The organism is Ramlibacter sp., assembly GCF_035706265.1.
In the GTDB taxonomy this organism is placed as follows: Bacteria; Pseudomonadota; Gammaproteobacteria; order Burkholderiales; family Burkholderiaceae_C; genus Ramlibacter.
Map to the genome: position 1 here is coordinate 1 of NZ_DASSVG010000669.1, position 10204 is coordinate 10204.

Below are 10204 nucleotides of genomic sequence, written 5' to 3' on the forward strand. Positions count from 1 at the left end.
CGAGCGGCCGCCCTATACTGCCGCCCAACCATGCTCGCCCCCCTGATCGACCGGCTTTGCCGCGTGCTGTCTGCCGTGATGGTGCTGTTCCTCGCCCTCATGGTGGTGATGGTGTTCGGCAACGTGGTGCTGCGCTACGGCTTCAACAGCGGGATCACCGTCTCGGAGGAGCTGTCCCGCTGGCTGTTCGTCTGGATGACGTTCCTCGGCGCGCTGGTGGCCCTGCGCTCGCACCACCACCTGGGCACCGACACCCTGGTCGCGCGCCTGCCGGTGCGCGGCCGCAAGATCTGCCTCGGGTTCACGCACCTGCTGATGCTCGCCCTGTGCGGGCTCATGTTCAGCGGCTCGCTGCAGCAGACGAAGATCAACATGGGTTCCACCAGCGCCGTGATGGAAGTGTCCATGGCCTGGTTCTACGGCGCCGGCGTGTTCTTCTCGGTCTTCGCCTTCCTCTTCATCCTGGAGGACTTCTGGCGCCTGGTGAGCGGGCGCCTGCGCGAGAACGAGCTGGTGGGCGTGGTGGAGTCCGACGACCGGCCCGCCGGCGAGGCGACCGCCGGCCGCAAGGCATGACGATCGCCATCTTCCTCGGTACGCTGCTGGGCGCCATGGCCCTGGGCGTGCCGATCGCCTTCTCGCTGCTGGCCTGCGGCGCCGCGCTGATGTGGCACCTGGACATGTTCGACCCGCAGATCCTGGCGCAGAACACCCTCGAGGGTGCCAACAGCTTCCCGCTGCTGGCCGTGCCGTTCTTCATGCTGGCCGGCGAGATCATGAACGCGGGCGGCCTGTCGCGGCGCATCGTGCACTTCGCCATGACGCTGGTGGGCCACGTGCGCGGCGGCCTCGGCTACGTGGGCATCATGGCGGCGATCCTGATGGCGGCGCTCTCGGGTTCGGCCGTGGCCGACGCGGCGGCGCTCGCGGCCCTGCTGCTGCCGATGATGAACCGGGCCGGCTACGACACCGCGCGCTCCGCCGGCCTGCTCTCGGCCGCCGGCATCATCGCGCCCGTCATCCCGCCTTCGATCGGCTTCATCGTCTTCGGCGTGGCCGCCAACGTGTCGATCTCGCGCCTGTTCCTGGCCGGCATCGTGCCCGGCATCCTGCTCGGGGTGGCACTGTGGCTCACGTGGTGGTGGCTGGTGCGCAAGGACAAGATCCAGCCGGCGCCGCGCGCCTCGCGCGCCGAGATCGCCGCGGCCTTCAAGGACGCGACGCTGGCGCTCGTGATGCCCGTGATCGTGGTGCTGGGCCTCAAGCTGGGCGTGTTCACGCCCACGGAGGCGGCCGTGGTGGCCGCCGTCTACGCCCTGCTCATCTCGACGCTGGTGTACCAGGAGCTGAAGCTGCGCGAGCTCTATCGCCTGTTCGAGGCGGCGGCGCGCACCTCCGCGGTGATCATGTTCCTGGTGGCGGCGGCGATGGTCTCGGCCTGGATGATCACGGTGGCCAACCTGCCGGCCGAGGTCGTCTCGCTGCTGCAGCCGCTCCTGGACCGGCCCACCCTGCTGATGGTCGCCATCATGCTGCTGACCATGGCCGTGGGAACGGCCATGGACATGACGCCCACCATCCTGATCCTCACGCCGGTGCTGATGCCGATCGTGAAGGCAGCCGGCATCGATCCGGTCTATTTCGGCGTGCTGTTCATGATCAACAACGCCATCGGCCTCATCACCCCGCCGGTGGGCACCGTGCTCAGCACCGTGGCCGGCGTCGGCAAGGTGAGCATGGACGACGTGACGCGCGGCGTCTGGCCCTTCATGGTGGCGCAGTTCGCCATGATGTTCCTGATGGTGCTGTTCCCGCAGCTGGTGACGGTGCCGGCGCGCTGGTTCCACGGCTGATCCACCCCCTCGCAAAGGAGACAGAAGAATGCAGAAGCGTTTCCTCCTCAAGGCCGCGGCGGCCTCGGTCGCCCTCGGCGCCTTCGCACCCGTCCGCGCGCAGACTCGCACGCTCAAGTTCGCCAACCAGAACGCCAAGGGCCACCCCATCGTGCTCGGCATGGAGCGCTTCGGCGAGCTGGTGGAGAAGAAGTCGGGCGGGCGCCTGAAGGTGCAGGTCTTCCCCGGCGGCGTGCTGGGCAGCGACCAGGCCAACGTGTCGGCCCTGCAGGGCGGCACGCTGGAGATGGCTTCGATGAACTCGGGCATCTTCGCCAGCCTGGTGAAGGACTTCGCGATCTACGACTTCCCCTTCCTGTTCGGCAACCCGAAGGAAGCCGACGCGGTGGTCGACGGGCCCTTCGGCCAGAACCTGCACAAGAAGCTGGAAGAAAAAGGCCTGGTGGGCCTCGGCTACTACGAGCTGGGCTTCCGCGAGCTCACCAACAGCCGCCGGCCGGTGCACAAGGTGGAAGACATCGCGGGGCTCAAGCTGCGCGTGATCCCGAACCCGATCAACGTGGACTGGGTGACGGCCCTCGGCGCCAACCCCACGCCGCTGCCCTTCCCCGAGCTCTATGCGGCGCTGGAGCAGAAGGCGGTGGACGGGCAGGAGAACCCGGTGGCCACCATCAAGGGCGCCCGGCTCTACGAGGTGCAGAAGTACCTCACCATGACCAACCACCAGTACAACCCGCAGTCGGTGGTGATCAGCAAGCGCGTCTGGGACACGCTGGCGCCGGCCGACCGCAAGATCCTGCAGGAGGCGGCGCAGGAGTCGGCTGCCTACCAGCGCACGCAGTCGCGCGCGATGCTGCAAAGCGGCGTGGAGGACCTGCGCAAGGCCGGCATGGAGATCACCGAACTGCCGCCGGCCGAAGTGGCCAAGCTGCGCGAGAAGATGAAGCCGGTGATCGCCAAGCACAGCGCCAGCGTCGGCGACGCGACGGTCAAGGCCATGCTGGCGGAGCTGGCGAAGCTGCGCAAGTGATCGACGGCAACACGCAGGTCATCGCCCACCTGGGCTGGCCCACGCACGCCTTCAAGGCGCCGCTGATCTACAACCCGTATTTCGAGTCGGTCGGCGTCAACGCGGTGGTGGTGCCCATGGGCTGCAAGTCCGGGCCTTTCGCGCAGGTGCTGCGCGCCGTGTTCGCGCTCGAGAACGTGCGCGGCGCGCTGATCACCATGCCGCACAAGGTCAGCGTGGTGGAGCTGCTGGACGAGGTCACGCCCACGGTGAAGGTGGCCGGCTCCTGCAACGCGGTCAAGCGCCTCCCCGACGGGCGCCTCGCCGGCGACATGTTCGACGGCGAGGGCTTCGTGCGCGGGCTGGCGCGCAAGGGCTTCGCCGTGCGCGGCGCGAGCGCGCTGGTGGTGGGCAGCGGCGGCGTCGGGTCGGCCATCGCGGCCTCGCTCGCGGCGGCAGGGGTCGGCGCGCTGGCGCTGTTCGATGTGCGGCCCGAAGTCGCGGAGGCGTTGGCGCAGCGCCTGCGCGCGGAATACCCGGCCCTTGCCGTGCGGACCGGCTCGCGCGACCCCGCGGGCCACGGCCTCGTCGTCAACGCCACGCCGCTGGGCATGAACGAGGGCGATCCGCTGCCGGTCGACGTCGAACGCATCGATCCGACCGCCTTCGTCGGCGAGGTGGTGATGAAGACCGAGCTCACGCCTTTCCTCACCGCCGCACGCGCGCGCGGCTGCCCCGTGCAGGTGGGCACCGACATGCTGTTCGAGATGATCCCGGCGTATCTCGAGTTCTTCGGTTTGCCGACGGCGACGCCGGAGCAGTTGCGGGCGGTGGCGCGGCTGGCGTATTGAGCGGCTGGCGCCGGGCCGCCCCTCACGGCCCCTTCAACCACTCCCGCGCCGCCTCCGCATCCGCGAAGAAGCGCAACTCGTCGCGCGGCGGCGGCTCCGTGCTCGCGCCGAGCACGGCGACCTTCAGGTGCCACAGGACCCGGTGCGCTTCCGCGGCCAGCCGTTGCTGCTCCTCGCGCGCCAGCGGCGTGCGCAGGCCGCGCAGGTCCAGCAGCAGTGCGGGATGGGACCACGCGGCACTGTCCACTTCGAGCACCTGCAGCAGGGAAAGCAGCCGGCCGAGCGTCGGCTCGCCGATCACGCCGACGCGGGTCCACCCGGCCTCGTGGGCGATCGAGACATCGAATCTCATTCCGCCACTTTGCGGCCGGTGCGCGCCGCCCGGTGTCCACTAATTGGCCCACCGGTTCATGAAACACGTGTTGCGGACGCGGCCGCCCGCTTCACATGCCGTTGCCTGCCGTTACGGCCCGTCCCTCTCAGAAACCGGCGGCCAGGCCGTCGCGGCGGGAATCCGACGCGATCACGTAGCCTTCGCGCGACGGCTCGCCCATCCGCCAGATGAACTGTCCGGCGCCGAAATCCTGGTAGCTGTCCTCGATCACGTCGATGCGGTGGCCGCGGCGCACGAGTTCCTCCACCGTCCCCTTGTCCATCTGGTGTTCGACGTTGATCTCCAGCCCCGTGTTGAAGCGCCAGCGCGGCGCGTCGCAGGCGGCCTGCGGGTTCTGCTGGTAGTCCACCATGCGCACCAGCGTCTGCAGGTGGCCTTGCGGCTGCATGTTGCCGCCCATCACGCCGAAGCTCATGACCGGCTGGCCTTCCTTGGTGAGGAAGGCCGGGATGATGGTGTGGAACGGCCGCTTGCCCGGCGCGACCTGGTTGGCGCCCGGCTCCAGGCTGAAGCCGTGGCCGCGGTTCTGCAGGCTGATGCCGAAGGTGGGCTCGACGCAGCCGGAGCCGAAGCCCATGTAGTTGCTCTGGATGAAGCTGATCATCATCCCGTTCTCGTCGGCGGCGGTCAGGTAGATCGTGCCGCCCTTCACCGGGTTGCCGGCGCGGAAGTCCTGCGCGCGCTTCATGTCGATCAGCTTCGCGCGCGAAGCGAGGTACGCGTCATCGAGCATCTGCTCGGTGGTGACCTCCATCGCGCCGCGCTCGGCGACGTAGCGGTACACGTCGGCGAAGGCCAGCTTCATCGCCTCGATCTGCAGGTGCTGCGAATCGGCGCCGTCCACCTTGTGCGAAGCGAGGTCGAAGTTCTTCAGGATGCCCAGCGCCATCAGCGCCGCGATGCCCTGGCCGTTGGGCGGGATCTCGTGCAGCGTGTAGCCGCGGTACTCCTTGGAAATGGGCGTCACCCACTCGGGCCGGAAGGCGGCGAAGTCCTGCACCGCATGGGCGCCGCCGTTCTCGCGGCTGAAACGCGCCAGCGCCTCGGCGATCTCGCCCTCGTAGAAGGCCTTGCCGCGCGTCTCGGCGATCGCCCGCAGCGCGCGCGCAGCGGCCGGGAACTGGAACAGCTCGCCCACGCGCGGGGCACGGCCCCAGGGCAGGAAGCTCTGGGCGAAGCCGGGCAGGCTGCCCAGTTCCGGCGTGGCGGCGACCCACTTCTGCTGCACCACGATCGGCAGCAGGTAGCCGCGCTCGGCGATCTCGACGGCGGGCTGCAGCAGGTCGGCGAACGGCAGCTTGCCGTAGCGCTCGCTCAGCGCCACCCAGGTGGCCACGGCGCCGGGCACGGTGGCCGAGTCGATGCCGCGCTTCGGCGGGGTCTTCGCGTCGGCGCCGTACTTGTTGCGGAAGTACTCCGGCGTCCAGCCCGCGGGCGCGCGGCCCGAGCCGTTGATGCCCTGCAGCTGCTTGCCGTCCCACAGGATCGCGAAGGCGTCGCTGCCCAGGCCGTTGCTCACCGGCTCGACGATCGTCATCGCGGCCGCGGCGGCGATCGCCGCGTCGACGGCGTTGCCGCCCTTCCACAGCATGCGCAGGCCCGCCTGCGCGGCGAGCGGATGCGAGGTGGAGACGGCGTTGCGCGCGAACACCGGCACGCGGGTGGTGGGATAGGGATTGTGGAAGTCGAAGTTCAGCATGGTCTCGGTCTCTCGGCTGCCCCGATGGTAGCGCCGCCATGGCAAAACGAATCCGAATAATGCTTTAGCCAGGCTAAAGCCATGCTTTAGGATGGACGAATGAGCAGCATTCGCGTCCTGAGGACCTTCGCCGCGGTGGCGGCCGAGGGCTCGTTCGCCGCCGCCGCGGCCCGCGTGGCGCTGACGCAGGCGGCCGTCGGCCAGCAGATGCGCGCACTGGAGGCGGACCTGCGGCGCCCGCTGTTCGAGCGCCAGGGCAAGACCGTGGTGCTGAACGAGGCCGGGCGCGAACTGGTGCCGCAGGTGCGCCGGCTGCTCGCGCTCTACGAGCAGATGCTCGCGCCCGCGGCGGCGCCGGAGGCCATGGCCGGCACCGTGCACCTCGGCGCCATCGTGTCGGCCGTGCGGCCGCTGATCCAGGCCACGATCGCGCTCAAGTCGCGCCACCCGGGGCTGGACCTGCACGTCTCCGCGGCCAAGTCGATCGACCTCGTCGCCAGCGTGCAGGCCGGCGCGCTCGACGCCGCGGTGGTGGTGCGCGAGCCGGCCGCGTCCGGCGAAGTGGCGTGGACGCCGCTCTATGCGGAGCCGATGGTGCTGCTCGCGCCGCGCCGGCTGGAGGAAGCGCAGGCGCGCGAAATCCTGCAGTCGCAGCCCTTCATCCGCTTCGACCCGGCGCAGCACACCGGGCTGCTAGTAGCGCGCACGCTGGCGCGGCTGCGGGTGAAGCCGCAGGAATTCCTGGAGCTCAACGCGCTGGAGAGCATCGTGGAACTGGTGCGTTCGGGCCTGGGCGTGAGCGTGGTGCCGCTGCTGCACGACGCGCGCTGGCAGGCCGATGCGAGGCTGCGGGTGCTCGAGATCCCGCGGGCGGAGGAGCGCCGGATCGCGCTGGTGCAGCGGCGCGATGCCGCCAATGCGCGCGTGATCGCCGCCGTGGTGCGGGAGTTGCGCAAGGGGGCGTGAGCGGCGAAGCGCTGGGCTTCGCGCGCTGACGCGGCTCAGCACCAGCCTACACTCCACGCATGAAAGACGAGGACGTCGAACCCTTCTTCGCCACCCTCAAGGCGGCCAACCCGATGCCGGTGAGCGAGCTGGAATACAGCACCGTGTTCGAGCTGCTGGTGGCGGTGCTGCTGTCGGCGCAGGCCACCGATGCGGGCGTGAACAAGGCGACGCGGCGGCTCTTCCACGTGGCCAACACGCCGCAGAAGATCCTGGCGCTGGGGCAGGCGGGGCTGGAGGAGTCCATCAAGACCATCGGCCTCTACCGCATGAAGGCCAAGCACCTGCTGGAGACCTGCCGCATCCTGGTGGAGCAGCACGGCGGCCAGGTGCCGCGCGAGCGTGCGGCGCTCGAGGCGCTGCCCGGCGTCGGCCGCAAGACGGCCAACGTGGTGCTGAACGTCGCCTTCGGCGAGGAGGCGATGGCGGTGGACACGCACATCTTCCGGGTCGGCAACCGCACCGGCCTGGCGCCGGGGCGCACGCCGCTGGAAGTGGAGCAGCGCCTGATGGAACGGGTGCCGGCGCCCTACCGGGTGGATGCGCACCACTGGCTCATCCTGCATGGCCGCTACGTCTGCGTGGCGCGGCTGCCGAAGTGCTGGCAGTGCGCGGTGGCGCGCTATTGCGACTACCAGCCGAAGACGCCGCCGCCCGCCCTCCGCTGAGTGTCACAATGGTCCGAGCAAGCATCGAGGCCGGCATGGAACAGGACCAGGAAATCAGGGAAACGATCGAGATCCACACGCAGAGCATCCAGGGCCTGGTGGACAACCAGCTGATGCTGGCCGCCCAGGTGCAGGTGCTGCAGGCCGCCCTGGCCACCGTACTGCTGCACCACGGCGACCGGCCGCAGCTGCTGCGCACCTTCAAGGGCTACATGAAGATCTCCAAGGAGTCCACGCCGCAGCTGTCGCGGCACATGGAGGCGCTGGAAGGCGGGATGCTGGCGCTGCTGGGGCAAGGGACGGAGCCCGGAGCGAAATCGTAGGCTGGGGCGCTTTTCGTAGGCTGGTGCTGGAGCGATAGCGAAAGCCCAGCGCTTCGCTGCGCTCGCGCATCGCTGGGCTTCGCGCTGTCGCGGCTCAGCGCCAGCCTACGAAATGCACCAGCCTACGCGAGGCGCGGGCCCGGGCAGCCAGGCCGCACCACAGTCCTCACGCCGACCACTCCGCGAAACCGAAGGTGAAGACGCGCGGCTTCTTCTCGCCGCGGCGCTTGAGTTCCAGCCGGATCTCCTTCGGCCGCGGCAGGATCGCCACGAACTTCAGCACGCCGGCGCGGTGACCGAGCAGGCCCGGACCGTCGCCCTCCCACGCCAGCGGCTTGACGCGCACGCCGTCGCCCACCAGCACGAAGGCGTCCAGCACCTCGTCGTCCAGCCGCCGGCCCGGCGCCTCGAAGGCGACGGCGAAATCCCACATCTGGCTGTCGGCCTCGACGTTGCCGGGCGTCACCGCCACCGTCACGCCCTGCACCTCGCTGGTCTGCGTGGCGCTGGGCCAGGCCGCCACGCCGATGGACACCAGCAGGGCGACGATCGCGGCGAATCTCCAGAATCCCATGCGTCCACCCTACTCCGCCCGCGCGCGGCGGGCTTGATTGCCATCAAGGCGCCGTGGACGCCATGCTCCCGAACCCGCCCCAGCCGCCACCCAGCGCCTGGATCAGCGACACCGCCGCGAGCTGGTGGTCGATCTGGGCCTGCACCAGCGCGCGCCGGGCCGCGGCGGCGTTCTGCTGCGCGGTGATGACTTCCGTGTAACCCACCTGCCCGGCCTCGTAGCGATTGAGCACCTGCTGCTCCACCAGGTCCGCCGCCCGGCTGGCGTCGGCGCGCAGCGACTGCTGCGCCGTGAGCACCCGCAGGCCCGCCAGCTGGTCCTCCACCGCCTGGAAGGCCGTGAGCACGGTCTGCCGGTAGCGCGCCGCGGATTCGTCGAGCGCGCCGCGGGCCTGGTCCACCCGCGCCTGCGTGCCGCCGGCATCGAAGATCATCTGCGCCACCGAGGAGCCGAGCGCCCACACCAGGCTGGAGGCGCTGAACAGGTCGCCGATGCTGGCGGCGCTGGAAGCGATCGAGCCGGTCAGGTTCAGGCTGGGGAAGAAGGCGGCACGCTCGATGCCGATCTGCGCATTGGCGCGCGCGACGCTGCGTTCCGCGGCCGCGATGTCGGGCCGCCGCTGCAGCAGCGTCGAAGGCACCACGGGCGGGATCCCCGGCAGCTTCACGCTCCACTTCGGATCGACCGGGATGGCGAAGTTGGCCGGCGCCTTGCCCACCAGCACCGCGATCGCGTGCTCGAAGGTGGCGCGCTGGCGCTCCAGCGACAGCAGGTCGGCCCGGGCATTGGCGTACTGGCTCTCGGCCTGCAGCACGTCGGTGCGGGCCACCACGCCGGCCTCGTAGCGGTTGCGCGTGATCTGCAGGGCGCGCGCGTAGCCGGCGTTGGTCTGCGCCTGCAGCGCGTGCAGCACGTCGGTCTCGCGCAGGCCGAAGTAGTTGGCGACCAGTTCGCCCTGCGCCGCCAGCTGCGCGGAGGCCAGGTCCGCCTCGGCGATCTGCTCGCCGGCGCGCGCGCTATCGACCACCAGGCGCAGGCGGCCGAACACGTCGGGTTCCCAGCTCGCGCCGATGCTCCACTCGTAGCTCTTGCGCGTGGGCGTGTCCGGGCCGCCGCTGCGGTTGCTGCGCACGTCCAGGTCCACGCGCGGGAACAGGCCGGCGCGCTGCTCGCGCGTCAACGCCCGCGCCTGCGCGTAGGCAGCCACCGCCGCGGCGACGTTCTGGTTGGAGACCTCCACCTGCGCGGCCAGGTCGTTCAAATAGGGATCGTCGAACAGCTCCCACCAGGCGCCGCGCTCCAGCGTGTCGGCCGGCGCGGCCGGTACCCAGGCGCCCTCGCCCTCCTTGAAGGCGATCGGCGTGTCGACCGCCGGCACCTCGTACTTCGGCGCGAGCGGCAGCTTGGCGCAACCGGCCAGCACGAGACTGGCGGCGAGGACGGTGAGGAGCGGGCGAAAAGTCATTCGAAGTGGCATGCGTTCAGGCGATCTGCGCGTCGCCGCCGTGGCGCGCGAGCTGGTTCTCGATGGGGCTGCGCCGGCGCAGCTTGTCCAGCAGCAGGTAGACGACCGGCGTGGTCAGCAGGGTGATCACCTGGCTGGCGACGAGGCCGCCGATGATCGCGATGCCCAGCGGCCGGCGCAGCTCCGCGCCCTCGCCGAAGCCGATCGCCAGCGGCAGCGCGCCCAGCATGGCGGCCAGCGTGGTCATGAGGATGGGGCGGAAGCGCAGCAGGCAGGCCTCGCGCACCGCTTCGGTCGGTGTCAGGCCGCGGGCGCGTTCGGCGTCCAGCGCGAAGTCGATGATGAGGATGGCGTTCTTCTTGA

Annotated in this window: 12 protein-coding genes; 7 read left to right on the forward strand and 5 right to left on the reverse strand. The window is 70.2% G+C overall.

Features of this window, described 5'->3' with window-relative positions:
- Positions 1 to 30: 30 nt before the first annotated feature.
- The 4 genes from VFM98_RS23990 to VFM98_RS24005 are packed head-to-tail and all read left to right on the forward strand — an operon-like array spanning position 31 to position 3713.
- On the forward strand, positions 31 to 576 hold the full coding sequence (locus tag VFM98_RS23990) for a TRAP transporter small permease (RefSeq protein ID WP_325112410.1): 546 nt from the start codon (positions 31 to 33) through the stop codon (positions 574 to 576).
- Positions 573 to 1853, forward strand: a complete 1281-nt coding sequence (locus VFM98_RS23995) for a TRAP transporter large permease subunit (protein WP_325112411.1) — start codon at positions 573 to 575, stop codon at positions 1851 to 1853. Before VFM98_RS23990 ends, VFM98_RS23995 begins: the two co-directional genes overlap by 4 nt.
- Positions 1854 to 1881: 28 nt before the next feature.
- Positions 1882 to 2883 (forward strand): TRAP transporter substrate-binding protein, encoded by a 1002-nt coding sequence (locus VFM98_RS24000; protein ID WP_325112412.1) that lies wholly within the window; start codon positions 1882 to 1884, stop codon positions 2881 to 2883.
- Complete coding sequence (locus VFM98_RS24005) at positions 2880 to 3713, forward strand: shikimate dehydrogenase (protein WP_325112413.1); 834 nt, start codon at positions 2880 to 2882, stop codon at positions 3711 to 3713. The genes VFM98_RS24000 and VFM98_RS24005 overlap by 4 nt, the downstream gene beginning before the upstream one ends.
- A gap of 22 nt (positions 3714 to 3735) precedes the next feature.
- Here the strand turns inward: VFM98_RS24005 and VFM98_RS24010 are convergent, their stop codons facing one another.
- Positions 3736 to 4065, reverse strand: coding sequence for a hypothetical protein (locus tag VFM98_RS24010; protein WP_325112414.1), 330 nt, complete (start codon positions 4063 to 4065; stop codon positions 3736 to 3738).
- A 127-nt stretch (positions 4066 to 4192) separates the two neighbouring features.
- Complete coding sequence (locus VFM98_RS24015) at positions 4193 to 5803, reverse strand: gamma-glutamyltransferase family protein (protein WP_325112421.1); 1611 nt, start codon at positions 5801 to 5803, stop codon at positions 4193 to 4195.
- A gap of 102 nt (positions 5804 to 5905) precedes the next feature.
- Between VFM98_RS24015 and VFM98_RS24020 the strand changes: the two genes are divergently transcribed.
- From VFM98_RS24020 to VFM98_RS24030, 3 genes are read left to right on the forward strand one after another with little or no spacing between them, the layout of a single operon-like run.
- Positions 5906 to 6772: a LysR substrate-binding domain-containing protein gene (locus VFM98_RS24020; protein ID WP_325112415.1), complete on the forward strand. Its 867-nt coding sequence runs from the start codon at positions 5906 to 5908 to the stop codon at positions 6770 to 6772.
- Between the two features lie 59 nt (positions 6773 to 6831).
- A complete protein-coding gene (gene nth / locus VFM98_RS24025; RefSeq protein WP_325112416.1) occupies positions 6832 to 7479 on the forward strand; it encodes an endonuclease III in 648 nt (215 codons plus the stop codon).
- An 8-nt stretch (positions 7480 to 7487) separates the two neighbouring features.
- Positions 7488 to 7802: a hypothetical protein gene (locus tag VFM98_RS24030; RefSeq protein WP_325112417.1), complete on the forward strand. Its 315-nt coding sequence runs from the start codon at positions 7488 to 7490 to the stop codon at positions 7800 to 7802.
- A gap of 166 nt (positions 7803 to 7968) precedes the next feature.
- Here the strand turns inward: VFM98_RS24030 and VFM98_RS24035 are convergent, their stop codons facing one another.
- The 3 genes from VFM98_RS24035 to VFM98_RS24045 form a co-directional block, all read right to left on the reverse strand.
- A complete protein-coding gene (locus VFM98_RS24035; RefSeq protein WP_325112418.1) occupies positions 7969 to 8376 on the reverse strand; it encodes a hypothetical protein in 408 nt (135 codons plus the stop codon).
- A 43-nt stretch (positions 8377 to 8419) separates the two neighbouring features.
- Complete coding sequence (locus VFM98_RS24040; protein ID WP_325112419.1) at positions 8420 to 9841, reverse strand: efflux transporter outer membrane subunit; 1422 nt, start codon at positions 9839 to 9841, stop codon at positions 8420 to 8422.
- 16 nt (positions 9842 to 9857) lie between these two features.
- Positions 9858 to 10204: efflux RND transporter permease subunit (locus VFM98_RS24045; protein WP_325112420.1), on the reverse strand; the 347-nt coding region annotated here is incomplete at its 5' end.

Excerpts from the sequence above, each read along its gene's own strand:
- VFM98_RS23990 (WP_325112410.1), top strand. The coding sequence starts at position 31 with ATGCTCGCCCCCCTGATCGACCGGCTTTGCCGCGTGCTGTCTGCCGTG.
- VFM98_RS23995 (WP_325112411.1), top strand. The coding sequence starts at position 573 with ATGACGATCGCCATCTTCCTCGGTACGCTGCTGGGCGCCATGGCCCTG.
- VFM98_RS24000 (WP_325112412.1), top strand. The coding sequence starts at position 1,882 with ATGCAGAAGCGTTTCCTCCTCAAGGCCGCGGCGGCCTCGGTCGCCCTC.
- VFM98_RS24010 (WP_325112414.1), bottom strand. The coding sequence starts at position 4,065 with ATGAGATTCGATGTCTCGATCGCCCACGAGGCCGGGTGGACCCGCGTC.
- VFM98_RS24020 (WP_325112415.1), top strand. The coding sequence starts at position 5,906 with ATGAGCAGCATTCGCGTCCTGAGGACCTTCGCCGCGGTGGCGGCCGAG.
- nth (WP_325112416.1), top strand. The coding sequence starts at position 6,832 with ATGAAAGACGAGGACGTCGAACCCTTCTTCGCCACCCTCAAGGCGGCC.
- VFM98_RS24030 (WP_325112417.1), top strand. The coding sequence starts at position 7,488 with ATGGTCCGAGCAAGCATCGAGGCCGGCATGGAACAGGACCAGGAAATC.
- VFM98_RS24035 (WP_325112418.1), bottom strand. The coding sequence starts at position 8,376 with ATGGGATTCTGGAGATTCGCCGCGATCGTCGCCCTGCTGGTGTCCATC.
- VFM98_RS24040 (WP_325112419.1), bottom strand. The coding sequence starts at position 9,841 with ATGACTTTTCGCCCGCTCCTCACCGTCCTCGCCGCCAGTCTCGTGCTG.